Origin of the sequence: Candidatus Skiveiella danica (genome assembly GCF_022705245.1) — a bacterium.
Taxonomy (GTDB): Bacteria; Pseudomonadota; Gammaproteobacteria; order Burkholderiales; family Burkholderiaceae_C; genus Skiveiella; species Skiveiella danica.
In genome coordinates this window covers 170842-189220 of sequence record NZ_JAKJEW010000003.1, presented here as the reverse complement: position 1 = coordinate 189220, position 18379 = coordinate 170842, and the positions used below count along the sequence as shown (strand labels likewise).

Here is an 18379-nt window from a genome sequence, read left to right as displayed (position 1 = left end):
CCCCTGGACGCCTGCGGGGTCGTCCCCCCGAGGGGGAGCATTCGCGCTTGGGAGCGGCCCAGCGCGCTCATAGCTTCGTGCCCTTGCGCTGCACCCGCCAGCTCAGCGTCAGCTCGAGGTCGCGTTCACTGGTGACCAGCGTCTTCAGGTCGTCCAGCGCGGTTACCGCAGCGGCGCCACTCAGGTGCAACTGCTGCTTCTCGTCCACCACCTCCGGCCCGTTAGCGGGCGGGGCAGGAGGCATCACCACGGGCGACGGCACCGGCGTCGTGCCCACGCCGGGCGGCGTTGGTGCGAAAGGTGGCGGCGTCACTGGGGCTGGTGTGGGTGCTGCGGCAGCCAGCAGACGCATCGCATCCCGTGCCAGCTCTTCAAGCCGCGGCTTCAAAGCCACCACATGTTCGTCACTGGTCAGCGCCTCGGTCAGGCGGTTCATGATCAGCAACGCCGCGTCGCGACGGTGGTCCATCAGGTCGCGAACCACATCGAATAATTGCCAGTTTCCACTGCCCAATGCATCGGCGCAGACCTGCGCTTGCCCCAGGCTGCGGCTGACCGCTGCCTCGGACGTCTGCAGGCTCGCATTGGCCAGCGTCGTCACCACGTCGCCCTCTGCCGCTTGTGCCAGTGCGGCCAGGAGCGCCTGGGCAGACTCTGCGGACTGCTGGCGTGCCCCGGTGATGCCGGGCGCATAGCGCGCCGAACGGTCGCGCACCTGCGACACCAGACGGGTCACCGCCTCACGCTTGTCTGCCGCCTTCTGCCGAACTTCATCCACAAGCTTGCCGACATTGGCCGCATTGAGCGTTTGGCCGAGCGTCAGCCCGAACAGGCTGGACGCCCGCAGAAGCGCGGTCTCCCAGTCTGCCGTGTTCGGCAACGCCTGCTCCTTGAGCTCCAGCTCATCGGGCAGGCTGTCGATCGTGGGCTCGTGCGGCCCGCCGCGCATCGTGAAGCGGCGGTTGGTCGACGCCGCAAAGGCCAGGATGATCAAGTTCTGCAGTTCGATGGGCAGGCCCATCGGCGCAGGAGTGTCGATCCACTGCCGCAGCTTGGCCACGGTGATGGCGCCGCCGCCGTCGCGCGCATGGCTTTGCGAAAAGCGCGATTGCCAGTGCGGCTCGATCAGCAAATGCGTCTCACCCATCTGTCCCAACTGGCTTGGGTTGACCACCGCACGCACCAGCTTGCGGGTCGCGGAGTCCTGCACCAGCCCGCGTTGGCCAGGCGCTTCGATGGCCTTCTGCACTTCAGGCCACACCTTCTTGATGACGCTGGGCTTGATCTCGGTGTCGAACTCCGGGTGGGCCGGGTACTGGTGGGCAAACAGTTGTCCCAGCAGGCTCTCGAAAGCCGACTTGAACTCCGCCCCTACAGGTGGCCGCGGCGACAGCGTCGGGTCCAGAGACTTGAACTGCTGGTCCGCCGTCAGCGGGTTGCTCACCGCATCTCGCGGTTCGGTGCTGATGCCGTAGGCCACTTCCAGCTGCGACCGCAGCTTGATGCGCAACTGGTCCAACTGGTTGCGCGCCAGGGCCTTGGCTTGCACGCGGTCGACGAACGACAGGTGGGCGGCGTAGTTGTCAAAGCGCTCGCCCTGCAGGATGTAGTCCAGCACCACCAGCCGCCCCAGGTCGGCCAGCGCCTTGTTGCTCAGGAACGAGGGTAACCACACCAGCGTCTTGGTGTCGCCGCCGCGGTACTCCGCCAGGCGGGCCAGATCATCGGCGGGGCCGAAGTTCGCATCGTCAAACGGAAAGTCCAGCACCACCGTCCAGGCGCCCGAGCGGCCGCGCAGCCGGTCGTCTGTCATCTCGCGCACGTTCTCGTACAGCAGCTCCACTTCGCGCCGGGTGCCGCGCCAGTTGAATTCGTAGGTGGTGAACAGGCCACCGGTGTCCGGAATCTCGAGTTCCTTGAACAGCGCCTCCCGGATCCGTTTGCGCCGGTTGCCGGCGTTGTCGTTCGCCTCGGCCGCCCGCAGGATCGGCTCGATGTCCACGCCCGTCACCTGGATCGAGATGATCGGATTCTGGTCTTCGGTGATCTTGATCTCGCCGATCTCGCTGGCCCAGTCGCGGCACTTGCGCAGCACGTCCTGCGCCTCGCGGCCCGGAATGGGGGAGCGGAACGTGCCGTGGTTCAGCGCCGCCAGGCGCTGCGCGGTCAGGCCCTTCAGTGACTCCACCTCGGGCACCAAAGCGCCCAGCAGCAGCGTTTTCAGCAGGCGCGCGTCGTTGCGCAGGTTCTTGGCAGCGGTGGCGTCGGCCTGGCCGAGCTTGATGGCCTCCCAGGTCACGCTGTGCTGCCGCTCCAGCATGGGCAGCAGCCGATGGTTGTACAGGCGCTTGGCGTTCTCGAAGTGCAGGCGCATGCCCTCGGAGAACGGCTCGTCGCCCTCGGCAATCGCGTCGTACAAATCCCCCACGGGGATCAGTTGGCCCAGCTCCAGATCGGCGCGCCGGTCCACCAGCAACTGAAGCATCAGTTTCAAGGCCGTGCGCTCGCGCTGCAGCGCGGCCGACACGGCAATCAAGGTCTGCACCAATGCCGGCGTGAACGGGTAGACCTTGCGGAACATGTCGCGGTCGGCCGTGGTGGTGAGCAAGGTGTCGAGCACGTCCTTGCGCATCTTCATCACGTCGTCGAAGGTGCCCTGCAGCGTCTGCCGTGCCGCTTCGTCGATCGGGCGCAGCACGCGCCGCTCGGCAATGGCGGGCAGGTTGCGGTCTTCCAGCGTGATGCGGTGGAAGCGCGCCTCCCAGTGCTTGAGCACGTCGCTGAACTGCACCTGCACCGAGCCCGCCAGGTTTTCACCCACCAGGTCGCGCAGGTCACGCTGCCGCGCCACAAAGCTGACCAGCGGGATGGGTCGGTCGGCGTTGGTGGCCTCCACTAGCTTGACCAGCTTGGTGCCTTCACGGCTGACGAAGTTGACGTCGGCCGCATGGCTGGCCAGCCACAGCACCAACTCGTCCAGGAACAGGATGACCGCGTCATAGCCCAGCGTCTTGGCGTGCCGGCTCATGATGCTCAGACCGTCGTCCAGCGACACGAACGACTCACCGCTGCCCGCCAGCGTGCGGTAGGCCGAGAAGAACTGCGTGATCAGGTCGCCAACCAGCCGCGAGCGCTCTTCGCCGTTGGGTGGCTCCAGCATGGCGGCTTCAAAGCTCACCGCGTCCCAGCCGCTGTCGAACTCGCCCCAACCGCCACCACCGCCGCCACCACCTCCACCACCGGTAGCGCCTTCGTTGAGCTTGGTGAAGAAGGGCCCGTCACCGATCTGCGCGCGCAGGTCGCGGGCATCCTTGAACAGGCCTTCTGCCAGGTAGAAGCCGGGTACCGGCGCGTCGGGGCGCTTCTTGCGCACGAAGTCGGCGTATTGGCCGAGGATGGCCGACTCCATGTCGCGCGCGCCGATCATGTGGTACGGCACCAGCAGGAACTTGCGCCCTTCAGTCCAGCTGTGGCGCGCCACCACGTCGGCCAGCTCTGGCGTGGCGCGGGCCTGCGTGTTGCCGGCCAGCAGCAGGTTTAGCACCGCCATGAAGTGGCTCTTCCCCGAGCCGAAACTGCCGTGCAAGTAAGCAGCCTTGCTGCCACCTGTCTGCACCGCCTGCTGGATGAAGCCCATGGCATTGCTGAAGGCATCCACCAACTGCGGTGTGACGACGTAGTCACGCAGCGTCTGCTCGGGCTCGGTGACGCCCTTGGACAGTTGAAGGACGAAGTCGCCCTGGTGCACCCGCTCGGGAATAGAAATCAAGTCTCGCAGCAGTGTCATTCTCAGTGCCTCTTTGTGCGAACGCCCACCTATCTAAGTGGGCGTATCAGCGTAGATCTGTTTCCTCTTAGCTGCTCAAAACGTTTGTTTGAGCACTGCTTCCATCCCGCTCATCGGATGCGCTTGAGGGATGGACGCTTTGGATTTTCTGCATTTGCTTGTTTCGCCTGCGCGCCAGCGGCGTGGTCTGCAATTTCAGATGACTTCTGCTTAAGGTCATGAAAGTGAACAGTTGGCAGCATCACTGACCCAGCCGGCATGCGCGCGGTCAATGAGAGCACTTGCTCGCGAACGGCTGACCAAAGGAGCGATGCGCCGTTCACGGCTGCCAGATCTTCCGGCGGGGCCAATTGCTCTGCACCCTTGGGTATTGCTACGACACCATCAACCGCGATGTCAATCTTGTACGGTGAGAACTTCTGCTCCTTAACCTTCGGAAGCGACTTGTTGTCCACGATCACACGCAGTGTCGTCAGAAACATGCGTCCGCGCTCATGATCCGGGTCGATCTCGCCGATTCCGAACTCTGTCTGGATTCTGATCCCGTCGAAGACGAACGCCGAAGTCAGCGGATTCGGGGGCTCCGACAGGATATGTTCCGGATCGATCTCAACGCGCACATGCTTAAAGAACAGCTGTAACAGCTGAATCGGGCTCGGCTTCACGCGGCCATCTCCTCAGGGACCCAAGTCGCGAGAGTCGTTGTGCGAACGACTTGCGTCTTCGTCTTGGCAATGCTGCTCCAGTTCGCAGGAACATGCGATCCGTCGCTTGGAGAGAAGAAGTCGATTCGCTGCTTGGTGGTCTGAGCTTTGGGCCTCGGAAGGACTCGCAGCTTTACGCGCTGTTCGTCTTCGCAGCGTTCTTTCCAAAGCGGCACGTTGACACCACTCCTGTCTGCCAGCCACTTGATCGTCTCAGGCTTCGCAATCGCCAAGGCCAACAGACGCGTTGTGCTTTCGTCTGGGTAGGTGGTCTCGTTTTCGTACCGCGAGAACGCAATCTTTCCTTTGCCAAAGATCCGCGAAGCCTGCTGTTGGGTCAATCCATAACGGCGGCGAAGTGCGTGGATTTCTTCACCCATCAACAGCTCCCCATAGTGCGCCTTGCGCGCCGCCAATCGGCGCAGGTTCTCGTCATGCTGCGAAGCGCTGGTGGCTTCAGCGCCGCATTGGTCACAAATCGACGTCAGCAAGGACACGGCCAAGGCCTTCCCGTGTGGGTTGAAAACACGTTCGCTCGTCCTTTCGTGCAGATGTCCATTGCGGCATGCGGGGCAAGCCCGATGCACTTGCACTTCAACAGCCCCTTGTTTTCTGGCGGTAGACATGTGAGCCTCCAACATATTCATGAAAAATGCGACTGAACCAGGACCAAAGTGAGGGCGCCTGCGTCGTCGATCGAGAACTTTAAGTACACCTCGCAGGCGTTCGGATTGCGCTTTCGGCGCACATCATCAAAGCAGACCCGATAAACGTCGCAGGGTACGGTGCGGTTTCCATCGACACCGCACCATTCGGAGTTCTTGTAGTCCTCTGGCAGCAAACAGCTGAAAATCTCCAAGACGGTATCGAAGCTCCACCTGTAGTCCTCCAAACTGTTCCGGCATCGACGAGTGGCGGGCCAGATGTTGTCCACGCTCAATTGTCCGGACGCGATGATTTCCTGCAAAGCCTTCAGATCAAGCAGCGGGCCACCGCTGATACGCCGACGCTGACCTGCGTCTGACGGGATCGACCCACCGACGTCGCTCAACCACAAGTTCGAAGGGTAGTTTATCACCATGATAAATCCTTGGGTACTTGGGGTTTATCCCTAAAACAGACCACGTTAATGATTTGCTCCCTGAGTTCCGCCAGTTTGAGACCCTTGTCCTACAGACAAAATAGCGACGAGAGCATTTCGCCACGGTTTGTCCGGCCTGATGCGCTGGACCGAGATAACCTCTCCCTGGTATGGGACAGGAATGATCGCTGCGGTGGGCGATCGTGCATGCAGCTGGGTGACAAGGGCGTTGCGGTCTAACATCTCGGTCCTCGTTAGGTTGAGCTGGCTGGGGTAGCCACCGCGCTTGTGACACGCTCGGTGCGTGCCGCGAGGTATTTCAGAAGGAGCTGGCTCAGCTCATCGATGGGCAATCCGTCTTCATCGATGGTTGATCCGTGGGCAATCTCGTCCCGCAGTTTCTTGATGCGTTTGAAGGTGGCCAGGTCCGCCTCCGCTGCCTCTGCGACTTGTGTGGGCAACAGTACTGAAGACACCAACGTGAACCGATCTACCAAGCCATGTTTTCCTTCCATTGTCTTTCGGACGCCGGCGAGGAACTTTATGGACATTTCTGGCTGATGGGGCATATCCAAGCTTCTGAAGAAGTGTTCTTCGTGTTCCTTGAAGGTCTTGTTGATCAATATCTCAAGCGCCGTCCAACCCGAAAGAAAAGCACGGAATGGCTCGCGTCCATAGATCGCCATGTCGGCATACAACCGTACTGCCGAATCAAGATCAGTGCCGGTGCTCAGAGAATCAAACCGTTGGGCAACTGTCTTTGCTGCATCAGGGTCGAGCGGCGAAGCAACAATCAGGTCAGCCGTACCGCCTGAGAAGGTCAAGCTGTAGACCGTCTGTCCGTCTGTATTCGTGCAGTAGGTTCCTGCGGTGGCCTCGTCAAAACGCACTCGCATTTTTGACGCCAGCGCCAGAGCCAGTTGCATCGCGCGATGTTGCTGAACAAACTTCTGACGAATGGCCGCTTTGTCGAAAGCGTCAAAGGTCAGCACAAATTCATCACGCTGTTTGGTAGCATTGTTCAAGGTAACGTCAACCGGCCCCGACGCTTGGAAAAATAGAACGGGATACGAGCCGGTCTTCTTTCGTCGAGTTTCTTGGATGTCTTGGATTGATTCGGCAAGGCGTTCCTCCAAGGATCCAACCTTGGCAGGAGCGAAGATGCCCTGCAAAACCAGAAACCCGAGAGCCGCGCCGCGGTCGGTGACCGCGCATGCCGTGTCGACGTCGCTGATCAGTGAATAGGACCAGCCTTCACCCGCCGCCAGTGCTACCGTATTTGAATCAGGCGGCATGCCAATGCCGCCGATGACGCGCCACGCACACAAGTGCGTGTACGTCATCTGGACCATCGTCGGCGCCAGTGTCATGTCGCCGCTTTCTTGCGACCACGCCGGGACGAGACCGCCACCGGTTTCCAGGCCCGCAGGTCGTCCAGCGTGAAGCCATGCGAGCGCGCTTCCTCGGACACGAAGCCCTTGTAGTACGCGCCCATGCGCTCGCCGTAGACCGGGTCCACCTCGTTGTGCCATTGCTCCAGCCAGGGCACCAGTTCCAGCAGGCCTGCCAGCAGGGGTTGCAGGCGTGCTGCCTCCCAGCCTTCGCTTTCCTTCATTTCGAGGTAGTAGGCGGCCAGTGCGGTGGCTTGCTGGAGATGGTCCCAGCCGGCCCATGCGATGGGCAGGCTGCCATCGGCGCCACGTTCGCAACCGGGGTAACTGACCCAGCGCTCCTTGGCTACGTCCAGCCCACCACGCAGATCCCAGAACGTGACCTTGAGAAAGTCTTCCTTCTTGTACTTGGGCGGGACGGGAATGCTGCCGACGCTCTCACCCTTATCTTCGCGCCGCTGCAGTGCCCAGGTGTCTTCCCATTGCGCGCGCTTGCGAAGGCCCGTGTCGGAGTAGCGCAGGGCAGGCAGGAAGGGAACGGACTCTGCCGTGACCAAGCCAGCCACCAGTTGTGCTACGTCGAAATCGGCGTGGCCTGCATACAGCGCGGCGATCTGCATGAACTCGGCGTCGCGCTGCACCGTGTCAGCCAGCCGGCTGGTGGTGTTGATTTGCGGCGGTTGGTCGGTGCTGGCAACCCAGAGCGACTTCGACTCCAGCCGGGCAAGCAGCCAGTCGCGCAGCGCTGACTGCTCCAGGTCAGCCCACTTGGGTGAATTCCAACGCCGCTTGCAGAGCGGCTGCTCCAAGAGACGCAGCGTGGGATCACGTTCGATCAGCTCAATGCGTCGCTGCACGACCCGCCGATAGGTTTCAGGCCAGCGTTCCGGAATCTCGGTGGTGGGTGTCGACCCATGGCGCTCGAACCAGTTGCTGGTTTCCTTACCGGCGGCGACTCGACGGGCCAGCACGATCTCGAAGGCCCGCTCGCCGAGATCCACTTCAACGGGTGTGCTGTGCTCTACGTCCTCAACCGAGACGCCTGCCGGTAGCAGCTCGTACAGACGGTAGCAGTGCCAATCCAACTCTTCCTGCTCGCCAATCATGTGCTGCCGGACCTGTGTGGCGCGAGTGTGCGCCGCATCCAGACTGGCGCGGGTGGGCGCTGGGGTGGTGGCCAGCAGGGTTGCGGGCTGAAGCGCGCTGAGCTGGTGGACCAGCGCGTCCATGCGGCTGGCACTGGCCAGCGGCCTGCCCTTGCACAAAGGAAACTCGGCGACGTTGGTGGCGTTGAAGGCGAAACGCTCCTCCCACATCTGGCCCTGGCCGTCCTTGGGAAAACAAACCTGCTTCAGCCAGAAACACGCCACCGAAGAGTTCAGCAAACCGAGCAGTCCAAGGTACTCGCTTTCGCTCCTGCCCGCCGGCAGCTTTATGACGGGTGCAGTACGGTTGAATACCTTTACGCCCCGGTCGAGGACAAAGTGGTTGTGGGTGGCGATGTCCGCGAAGGCTATCCCCTGTCGCGTTCTGAACCGCTCAGGGAAGAACATCGAATGTTCATACCAGCGCAGCCCTCGATCCTCGATGAAGTTTCCAAAGTCCTTCCGTTCCTTCATCAGCCGGCGGAATCGCCAGAAGTGCTTCGAGATTCCTGATGGAAACGCATCTAGGACAACCGCTGTCTCTTGGTCGTAGGGAAAAATCGTCTCTGCATCAGTTGCCAGAAAGTGATCCCTGACGTGTTCCCCCTCGACCAAGGGGACGGTAAATTCGACGGCGCCAACCCGCGCGGCCCACGCGCTGTTAAACACGAAGACGTTGTCCTCGCCGGTATGAGTCGTTCTCCCAATTGATGTGCTGACCTCACTCATTCGCAGGACACTTGCATCGTCGATCTGAGCCAGCAAGTCTCCCGCGCCACCCCCGCCAATGCTCCAAGGGTGCTTCGAAAACAACGCCCTTGGTGTTTCAGCGACGCTAACAAATTCAGATTCACTACCTGCTTGATCAACTTGCTGGACGATTGCGCTCCACACCCGTCCTTGAGCGGGAATGCTCGGCGTACTCGGCTCGCTCTTGATACCCATCACGGTACGAACAGGGTTGGATTCGATTGGCGGTCGATGGCGTCCAAAAAGCATCACGGTCGCCGTCCCATCTCGGTTGTGCCCTGGAATCCAAGCGCCTGAACTGTCAATCACATGAGACAAATCCAATCGGGGTAGTACATCTTCAATAAGCTTTGACCCGAATTCGCGCTTCATGAAGCTGTTGGTAGTGATCAGGCCAACGTATCCAGCTGGCGCTGTCACTCCGCCACCTGTCACTGCCAAGTCGAAGAAACGTTCCGTGAACGGGCAGCCGAGCGAGTATTTCTTGTGACAGCTCACATATCGCTGGCGATATGCTGCGTTGAGTGCTGCGTCCTTCACTACGATGTATGGCGGATTGCCAACGACGGCGTGGTATTGCCGACCGAGAATGCGCTTCACGTTTGTCAAGTCTTCACTGGCGTAGGCATGCGCTAAGCCCGTTCCGGCGTAATGCTCTGCTCCCTCGAACATGCCATCCGTGGCTGTCATGCCGAAGCGCTTGCCATGCAACAGGCTGTCGCCGATGGCCACATGGATGCGGAAGTCCGGCGCCTCGCTCAGCTTGCGCACGTCGCTGGCCAGCAGCGCCGCGACCAACAGCCGAAAGCGCGAAATCGCGACTGCAAACGGGTTCAGGTCCACACCCGCCACGGCGTCCAGCGCCTTCTGGGCGATGTCGCGCCGGTTGCGCGAGGGCTCGGCGCGCTGCCATTCATCCACGAAGCGCTGGAATGCACTCAACAAGAAGTGGCCCGAGCCGCAGGTGGGGTCGATCAAGCTCGCCGTGCGGTAGCCGAACTCGCGGATGGCGGGCGTCAGCGTGCGGTCGAGGATGAACTCTTCGACGAACTCGGGCGTCTGCAGCAGTGCGTAGCGCTTGCGGGTGGCCTCGCTCAGGTCCTGGTACAGGTCGCCCAGGAAGCGGGTGTTCCAGGTCGGGTCGGTGAAGTCGTGCGCCAGCGCGCCGGTGTTCGGGTCCACCTGCTGCCAGAACTGGCGCACAGCCATGGCCGCATCGCCGCTGATGCCGAGCCTGAAGACCGGGTTGTGGAGAGCGTCAAAGAAGGTGTGCAGGCCTGGCAGCGTGCCGGCATCACGGAATGAGGCTAGGAGATACTCACGGTCGCTGTGCAGCGGGTTGGCGCGGAAGTAGGCCTCGTGGCGATCGCGCGCCAGCGCCAGGTTGCCCGATTCAGGCGTGCCACCCAGCCAGGGCCGGTCAACCAGCTTGTTGTCTTCGATGAAGCGCAAGAACACGCAAGACAGCAGCCAATGCACGCCGGCCTGGGTGATGATCTGGTCGACCCAGGTCTCGAAGGTCTCGGCTGTGCGGTCGGCGTCGCGTGCGGCCTGCCACTCGACTTGCAGGCTGGTCTTGAGCTCAGCGACTTCGTCGATGCGACGCAGCAGGTCTTCTTCCAGGCGCTTGAGCAGCCGGGTGAGATCGGCAAGGAGTTGGGGGGCGTTGATCACGTGGTGGCTCTTCCTGGGGTCGCGGTCTTTGCGCGGTGCTTGTTTTCGATCCAGGCCTGCGGCAAAACCAAGGCACGGGTGTTGTGGATGTTGTTCACCATCGGCACCGCCACGCCGTCGATGACCGGTAGGCCTTGGTGGCTGGTGGGCAGCAGCAGCCACACGCCGTGGGTGTGGGCCGGGCGGCCGGCGTTCTCTTCCAACTCGGTGATCAGTCCCATCAGGTCGTACCTGGCCAGCAGGCCGGCGCTGACCAGCAACACAGGCGCAGGGCTGTTGAGCAGCGCAGACCGGAGTGCTGGCAGGGTGCGTTGAACCAGGCGCTGCAGGTTGATCCAGTGGCGGCTGCCGCGGTCGGCGGCGTCGGCTTGAAGCACGACGTTCCAGTCGACACCAGCCGTCTTGGCCTGGTCGCGCAGGGCGGCCAACAGCAGCGCGTCGAAGTTGACTCGCTGAAGCGGAGCAGGCAGCACGCCCGGCGTGCCGAAGCGATGGAGCAGCTCAGCCTCGGCATGGCGGGCGATGCGCGGGTGAACGGTGAGCACGAGCATGCCACCTTGCTGCATACCGCGCACCAGGCGGTCTTCCACTGCGGCGGCCTGGACCACATCGTTGTCGCCCGATGCGTGGGCCGTGAGCAGCGTGGCGTGGCGCGAGAACTGCGTGGTGGTTCCGGCGGTTTGCGCCCGCCCCAGTGTGGCCAGGCGGAATGCGCCACGACCATCTGCCGCGGTGGCGTCCCAGGCCAGCGGTGCGCAAGACTCTTCTAGCAGGCGATCGAGCTCGGGGCGGTGGGGCAGGCCGGCCGCTTCGGGGTAGCGACCCTGCACGCGCCCCTGAATGTCTGCCACGGTCAGCTCAGGCGCCCCCACCAGCGCACCCAGTGACTGCTTGAGGGCTTGCAACGGTGCCATGCCACGCGGATAAATCTCCTGCCGGCTGGACACTGCCGCTTTGCGCGATGCCGAGGCGGCCAGGCGCAGCAGCCGTGTGGGTGTGAGCGGGCCGATTGGCAGGGCGCCGGCGGCCTGCGTTGCGGCTGACGATTGAGGCAGCGGCACGCCTTCCAGCGTTTCAAGCACGCGCGAAGGCGGCAGCAGCGGGTCGGCCAACGCGCAGGCATCGGCCGCGGCGCCCAGCTGGCGCGCGTAGTCTGCCCAAGCCGACGCGCTGGCGATCAGCATGGACGGCTGATGGTCGAAGGCCTCGAAGCGCGGCTGGTCAAGGTGGGCTTCGGCTTCCACCGCGGCCCGCAACACCGCGGTGGCCTGGCGCAGGCGCTCGACGTCGTCTTGCGCCGCACAGCCGCGCAGGGCCAGCAAGGCCATGGCGCCTTCCGACGCGCTCATCACCTGGCCCTGGCTGCGCAGCAGTAAATCGATTTGCTGGCGCAGTTCAGTGAAGGCGGGGTTCTTCAGCCAGCGCTCGCGGGCCTTGATCAGGGTGGCGGTGAGGGTAGTGCGGTCCACTTCGCCGGCCTGCGCGGAATCGCCCAGGCTGGGCCACACACCAGCCTTCACGGCATCGTCGAGCCCCAGGTAGTGGGCGAGTGCGGCTTCTTCCGGGCGGTCGTCGCCGGCCGGTCGGCGCGGCAGCAATTGCGCTGCGAGCTCGTTGATGCTGACGGCGCCGTCGGCATCTTCGTCGTCGTGCGCCGCAGCGCGGCCCTGGGTCAGGTCCGGACGGCGGCGCGCCAGATCTTTCGCATTGAGTCGGATCTCCTTGCGGATCTTGTCGCCCACACCGCGCAGGTAGCGAAAGCGGATGCGATCCACCGCGAGCAGTTCACGCGCGTTGTGGATGCCCATGCGTTCCAGCACGTCCTGGGCTTCCAGGCTGTAGCCCAGCTCAGCCATGGTAGTGAGCGGGGTTGCAGTCAGCGCGATCGCGCCGAAGCCACTGTCGGCAGTGCTGTCACCCGCTTGGCCGGGATGTACGGTTTGCCTAGCCGTGAAGATGGCGCGCCAGGCGCGCAACATTTCTTCGGCGTTGTCGAAGCGTTCCTTGTAGTCGCGCCTGAGCGCCTTGGCAAAGAAGGTGGTGAAGCCCTCGCGGGTGACCGGGTCGAAGACATCGCTTTCGATGCTGGCCTCGACATCGAGCATGGTCGGCGAGGTGTGGCCGTCGCCCCAGACGGGAGGCTGGCCCACCGCCATCTCGTACAAGGTGACGGCGAGCGCAAACCTTTCGGCGTACAGATCCCAACGCGGTGGCCGGCGCATCGACAGAAATGGGTCGAGGTAGGGGTGCGTACCGGCCGTGATATTGTCAGCCGGCGTTCGACACAGAGAGAAGTCGAACAGCACGAGTTGCAGCTTGCCGGTGCGGTTCTTGGTGATTCCAATATTTTCGGGCTTGATGTCCCGATGCGCGACTCCCACTGCTTCGAGATGGTCGACCGCCTCGATCAGTTCTTCGCCAAAGCGCTGCAGCATGTCGAGTGACAGGCGACCCTGTTCGCGGGCTTCCTTGAGCGTTTCGGCAAGAGTTTTCTCACCTGCGCTCTTGAGCAGCAGGGCGGTGCGGCCGGCGATGGTGAGCGTTTCGCGGTGCGCGACGATGTTCTGGTGGTGCAGACGGGCAAGCACTTCGCCTTCGGCAACCAGGCGGTCGTTGTGCGCGATGTCGCAGGCCACCTTGAGGATGTGCTCTTCTTCGCTGCCGTCCCTGCGCACCAGCAAGGCGTCGCTGGACGAGCCGCGTCCCACGCGCTTGACGACGGTGAAGCCGCCTTCCAGCCGGTCGCCGGTGCTGGCGATGCTGGGGTCGACGGTGGCTTCCGGATCGGGGGTGGTCAGTTCATCTTCAACCCGGTCCAGGTCGTCGAGGAAACCCTGGATGGAGTCGTAGCGCGCCAGCAGGTCGGGATAGGTGGCGAACTGGATCAACTCTTGCTGCCGAGCGCCGCACCCGTCCATGGTGTCGGACAGGCGCAGACCTTGGCCGACCCGCAGCTTCTCAGCCAGATCCAGCACCGACTCGGCCGGCGGCTGGCCGCTGAAGAGATAGTAGGCGATGCAACCGAGCGAGAAGACATCGAGGCTGGGGCCTTGCGCCGGGTCGGCCCGGGTGGTTTCGGGCGCCAGGTAGATCAGCCCTGGGTCTTCGACATAGTCCTCGACGTGGCGGGTGCCGGTGGTGCGGTGCACGGTATTCGGCGAGGCCAGATCGCCGACGTTGCGCGAGGCCGTTTGCCAGTTCATCAGCCGGACGTGCAAAACGCCGCCGTCCAGGTCATTGACGAGGATGCTTTGCGGCCCCAGCGCGCGGTGATATAGGCGCTTGGAGTGCGCGTACTTGAGCGTTTCCGCGATGTCGCGGACCAACTGAAGCCGCTGGGTAACGGTGAGGGTCTTGCCGCGCTCGCGCAGCAGGTGGTCCAAGCGCACGGCCTTCGGGTCGTGATCGAAGATCAGTGCGGGCCCGAGTTCGGTTTCCTTGTAGTCCTTGACCTTCAGGATGCCGGGATGGTCGATGCCTTCGAGGATCTCGAATTCACGGCGCGCCTGGCGAACCCGCGTGGCTCGGATCTCGGGGCTGGACGCGGTGGCCACCGTGTAGATGCGCACGCGCCGGTGCACCGTGTCAATGCTGACGTGGCTGGCTTCCCAGTCCTGAAAGCCCTCGCCGTCGGCCAGCAGCCTGGTGAGCCGGTAGTCACCCACCTGCCGGTGCTTGTTGGAGGGGCGGATGCCCGCCTCAGCCAGGCCGCGGGCGATGGCACGCGCCTGGGCGGCGTCCACCGACGTGGTCGCCCGGTTGGTGATGCCATTGGCCAGGGCGCCGACGATGCCGGGGTCGTCCACAGTGCCCGGCCGCCCGTGCTGGAAGGTGGCCGTCCTGGCCAGGCCTTCCAGCTGGCAGGACAGGCTGCTGGACGACAGAAAAATCGCCGGTTCGACGAAGGGAAGGCGAAACTTCGCCTTAGTGATCGCGGACTGCCGGCGCAGCAAGCTGGCCAGCCGCTTGGCCTTGCGATTGGCCAGGATGACCGGGTTGTCGTAAGTATTGGACCGCCCGTCGGTGGTCCAGGTCCAGCTGTGCGCATCGCCGCGCAAAACGCCGGGACGGCTCTTGATCTCGACCAGGAACAGGCCAGCCGGGGAGAGCACCAGTGCATCGACCTCGCTGACCTTGCCTTCATCGTCGATGAACTCAAAATTCGTCCAGACGTGCCAGGAATCGCGGTCGGGCAGGTTGCTGCGCAGCCAGTCCAAAGCTTCACGCTCCCACGCAAAGTTTGACTCTGCGATGACGTGCCAACGGGCGGCGCTGAGGCTCATGGAAGTTCCTCGATGGCTTCTGGCTGGTGCTCAAAGAGATCGCCCACCTGGCAGCGGAAGAGGCGGCACAGCAGGTCAATCGCCGGCAGATCGACCCGCGTGGCGGTCTCTTTGTAGAGCGCTGTGATCGTGCTGCGATTGAGCCCGGTTTCTCGCACGACATCAGAGATGCGGAGCTTGTCTCGCCCCATCAGGGTGGAGAGATTGCAGCGGATCATGGCCATGTTAGTTGGGTGGGGTGATGCGTAGAATAACAAAATGCGCTGCAACGCACAACCCCAATTGCATGAGACCTCCAGAATGTGGTTTTTGGGGTCGTGCGGCCGCCACCCCATTTCGACCCCGATCGTTTACGATTGCGTTATGAATGCTGACACCAACTCGTTTACTGCTAAATGGTCTGGATTCCTCACCAGCGTGTGGACGCAGGTCCATGCGGCTGTGGCTGTGGGGCTGCCGGCAGAGGACGAATCTCGGTCGAGGTCCTTACACGATGCGCTCACCGGCGACCAGCCGACCCGGCATGCGATTCGATCATTGGATGACTATGCTGGTCATCAAACTAGAAACGGACTCGGCAGCCTTGACATCGGTGCCGGCCGGTCGCGCATCGACGAGTAGTTCAGCGCTTGGATTTACGTCCGGGCCTGGGCGGGCTGGCAGAATCCACGGGCTTTGGCTCTGGGCCCGCGACCGGCACGCCGTCTCTTCCAAAGTGCCATTCGCCGCTCGGCTCCGGTTTGGGCGAAGTGCCAATCTCAGGGGGAACGGCATTTGCACCGACCGTGTCCCAGACAGCTCGGTTGCCACCATGGTTCGGACTGACCTTGCCGGCGCGAACGGAAGCGCTGTAATTCTCACTGAGCGTGCCGGCGGCCTCCGACACCTGCCGGCGCCCCCTGTCGATGTCGCCTGCTGCTTCCCGATGACTCTGCTTGACGTTGCCTGACAGGTCGTTTTCGACCACCTTGCCTGGCTGCAAACCCGAGCGGGATTGACGGGCCCGGATGTCGGCGTCGTTGCGAGTGACCTGTTCGCTGATCGCGCTGCCGTTTCCCCCACGGACCTGGCTGTCGTACTGATCGCGCAATGGAGACGACCAGCCCATCGCCTCGGGCATAGGCTGGCTTGGGCCAAGAGGGCTGTCGGTGGGGACATAGCCGCTGGCGGTTCTGCCGCCTTGGGCATATGAGTAGGCGATCTCTGTAACTGCCCGCTGCAGATTGATCGGGTCCTCTTCTCGCAGCAGGCCGCGCTCGGCCAAGCGCTGGGCGGCGTAGTTGGTGAAGTCGGTCTGGGTGCCGCTGCCCCATTCGCGCATGAACTGTGCGGTCCGGGCCAGTTCCTTGGCACGGCCATGGGCGCTGTCGCTGGAGGATTGCCGTTCGCTGGCTTCGCGCGATGACGAGTCGTAGCCGTCGGTCGCGATCGTGCGGTTTCCACGCGCCCACTGGTAGGCGTCCGAAGACCGGAAATCCTTGACCAGGGCGCTGGCTTGCGAGAATTGCGTGTTTTCGGCTGCCTTGCGGGCGAAATCGTAGGCGCTCTGAAGAATCTGCTGGTCGACGGCTCGACCCTCGGCCTTGGCATCGGCTCCAATTTGGGTCAACGGGATCTTCGCGCCGATGGAGGCTGACGCGGCAATAGTCTTGCCGACAGTCGAGTCGTCGGAGAGGCCCAGTCGACGGTTGACGTCGCGTGCCACTGAATTGAGGGCTTGGAACTGCGTGCTGGTCGACCCACCCTCGGAGATGCTGGTCGCCCCCGTGCGCTGCTGCGATTTCTCGTAGCTGTCCTGGATGCCCAAGGCCCGTGTCAGTGCGGTGGCCTGGCTGTGCTGCATGGCTTCGCGTTGTGTGGTGGCGAAGGTTTCAGCCTCACGCGCGCTCTCGCCCAGCGCCGTGGCCTGGCGTTCGGTGACGGTGAACGTGCTGGCCAGGCGGCTGAGGGTGGCCTGGTAGCGGAATACGCCTGCGTCTGGCCCGCTGCCCTGGATGGTGGTGCCGTGGGCGTCGGTGCTGCTGGACATGAAGGCGGAGGTGCGATTCGGGGCGAGTTGCTGCTGGTCGATCGAGACAGCGTTTTGCGTGACCAGGCCTTTGGTGGCGCCGGCGGCTTCGCTGGATGCGGCCGACTGGAATGCGCTGGAGGCGGTGATGGCCTGGAATGCGACTTCGCCGCCCTTGATGATGGCGGTGGCGATGATGGGAATCGCCGCAACCATGTAGCCGGCGATCGCCTGGTCGGAGATGGCGCCCTGGTAGATGCTGGCCGCAGTGTCCAGGGTGAGGCCCTGGGTGCCCGAGCCCATTGTGGCGGCGGCCGCGAGGTTTCTGGCGCTCGCCAACGTGCCGACGTAGTTCAGGATGGCATAGAGCGGCGGCCAGAGCTGGATCCACACCAGGCTCATCACGAAGCTTTTGATTGCCAGCGCCAGGCCGCGCCCTTGTGCGAGCAGGAACAGCAGGAAGACAAACGGGAAGACGGCATAGACCACCGCCTCGATCACATTGCGCACCATGGGCAGCGCCTGGGCGGCGATGCGCCCCATGGTCAGGAAGGATGCGTTGGTGGATGCGGTGGCGTTCGCACGGGCGGTGGCGAGCATAGTTGCCGCCGGGTCATTGAGCTTCAGACCGGCCAGGCTGTTGGTGTCCTGCACCAGGTTGATCATGATGTTCTGACGCAGCAGGTCGCCGGCGCCCTGGGCCGCGGTGGCGATCCGGGTCTTGGTGTAGGCCTGCTCTATCTGGCCGTCGATCACGCCGGGGGCCAGCATCGGGTCCATCGAGGGGTTGAGCTGGAACGCGAGCAGAGCCCGGGCGCTGGCGATCTCTGCCGGCAAGCGGTTGGCGAGCTGGGTGTAGACGTTGGGACAGGTGTCGACCTGCACCGGAGTGCTCCAGGTCGAGAAGCGGGCCGGATTGGGATTGCCCATCAGCGACCAGATATCGGTGCTCTGCGCAAAGGCGGCGGGGTCGATCGTGCCGTCCTGCAGATCGTAGACGGTGCAGTTGTACACAAAAGCGATGAGGTCGGTGCGCAGCTGTGGGTCGCCGATGGTGGCTGCGCGGGTGGCCTGGATCAGCCGGTTGCCGAACATCACACCGTTCTTCTGGTACGCCAGCTCGGCGGGCAACTGCGCATTGGTGTCCGGGATCACCTGGAAGGCGGTCTCGAAGAACCGGGTCAAGACGTCGCCGACCCGGCTGGTGTAGTGGCCGAAGAAGGCCACACCGATCGGAACGTTGCCCACCGCAACCGGCGGCTGGCTGCCGAGCTTGTCGACTACCACCACATCGACTTTGGGCAGGAACATTGCGTTGTAGACAAACATGAAGCCGATGAACCAGGCCCAGCCTGCGAAGCGCCCCGGCGTAAACAGGCCTGCGAAGGCGGCAACCAGCACGCCGGTGATCGCCACCGTCTTGATCAGACCCAGATAGTCCGCGCCGCCCATGATTGCGGCGATGGCGTTGAACACCCCGGTCAGGGTGTCGACATTGCCGTAGGCATAAATCTCGAACATTTACTTCGATCACTTATCGCGAACATTCAGGTCGA

Annotated in this window: 9 protein-coding genes; all 9 read right to left on the bottom strand. The window is 63.1% G+C overall.

From position 1 onward, the window contains the following. Positions 1-67 precede the first annotated feature (67 nt). Entirely contained in the window at positions 68-3787 is a 3720-nt protein-coding gene (locus ACMUOY_RS03115; protein ID WP_413890978.1) for a phage resistance protein, read from the bottom strand. Between the two features lie 110 nt (positions 3788-3897). Further along, entirely contained in the window at positions 3898-4452 is a 555-nt protein-coding gene (locus tag ACMUOY_RS03110) for a hypothetical protein (RefSeq protein ID WP_413890976.1), read from the bottom strand. Further along, positions 4449-5117 (bottom strand): type II TA system antitoxin MqsA family protein, encoded by a 669-nt coding sequence (locus ACMUOY_RS03105; RefSeq protein WP_413890974.1) that lies wholly within the window; start codon positions 5115-5117, stop codon positions 4449-4451. Before ACMUOY_RS03105 ends, ACMUOY_RS03110 begins: the two co-directional genes overlap by 4 nt. A 17-nt stretch (positions 5118-5134) precedes the next feature. After that, a complete protein-coding gene (locus tag ACMUOY_RS03100) occupies positions 5135-5572 on the bottom strand; it encodes a hypothetical protein (RefSeq protein ID WP_413890972.1) in 438 nt (145 codons plus the stop codon). A 254-nt stretch (positions 5573-5826) separates the two neighbouring features. Next, positions 5827-6942, bottom strand: coding sequence for a hypothetical protein (locus ACMUOY_RS03095; protein WP_413890970.1), 1116 nt, complete (start codon positions 6940-6942; stop codon positions 5827-5829). Then, complete coding sequence (gene pglX, locus ACMUOY_RS03090; protein WP_413890968.1) at positions 6939-10532, bottom strand: BREX-2 system adenine-specific DNA-methyltransferase PglX; 3594 nt, start codon at positions 10530-10532, stop codon at positions 6939-6941. Before pglX ends, ACMUOY_RS03095 begins: the two co-directional genes overlap by 4 nt. Next, on the bottom strand, positions 10529-14815 hold the full coding sequence (gene pglW, locus ACMUOY_RS03085) for a BREX system serine/threonine kinase PglW (RefSeq protein ID WP_413890966.1): 4287 nt from the start codon (positions 14813-14815) through the stop codon (positions 10529-10531). The genes pglX and pglW overlap by 4 nt, the downstream gene beginning before the upstream one ends. Beyond that, entirely contained in the window at positions 14812-15033 is a 222-nt protein-coding gene (locus ACMUOY_RS03080) for a helix-turn-helix domain-containing protein (RefSeq protein WP_413891026.1), read from the bottom strand. The genes pglW and ACMUOY_RS03080 overlap by 4 nt, the downstream gene beginning before the upstream one ends. A 404-nt stretch (positions 15034-15437) precedes the next feature. Continuing rightward, positions 15438-18344: a conjugal transfer protein TraG N-terminal domain-containing protein gene (locus tag ACMUOY_RS03075; protein ID WP_413890964.1), complete on the bottom strand. Its 2907-nt coding sequence runs from the start codon at positions 18342-18344 to the stop codon at positions 15438-15440. Positions 18345-18379: the final 35 nt, after the last annotated feature.

What these genes read in the sequence shown, in the direction of transcription:
- pglW (WP_413890966.1), bottom strand. Translation starts at nt 14,815, where the DNA reads ATGAGCCTCAGCGCCGCCCGTTGGCACGTCATCGCAGAGTCAAACTTT.
- ACMUOY_RS03095 (WP_413890970.1), bottom strand. Translation starts at nt 6,942, where the DNA reads ATGACACTGGCGCCGACGATGGTCCAGATGACGTACACGCACTTGTGT.
- ACMUOY_RS03075 (WP_413890964.1), bottom strand. Translation starts at nt 18,344, where the DNA reads ATGTTCGAGATTTATGCCTACGGCAATGTCGACACCCTGACCGGGGTG.
- ACMUOY_RS03080 (WP_413891026.1), bottom strand. Translation starts at nt 15,033, where the DNA reads ATGATCCGCTGCAATCTCTCCACCCTGATGGGGCGAGACAAGCTCCGC.
- ACMUOY_RS03105 (WP_413890974.1), bottom strand. Translation starts at nt 5,117, where the DNA reads ATGTCTACCGCCAGAAAACAAGGGGCTGTTGAAGTGCAAGTGCATCGG.
- ACMUOY_RS03100 (WP_413890972.1), bottom strand. Translation starts at nt 5,572, where the DNA reads ATGGTGATAAACTACCCTTCGAACTTGTGGTTGAGCGACGTCGGTGGG.
- ACMUOY_RS03115 (WP_413890978.1), bottom strand. Translation starts at nt 3,787, where the DNA reads ATGACACTGCTGCGAGACTTGATTTCTATTCCCGAGCGGGTGCACCAG.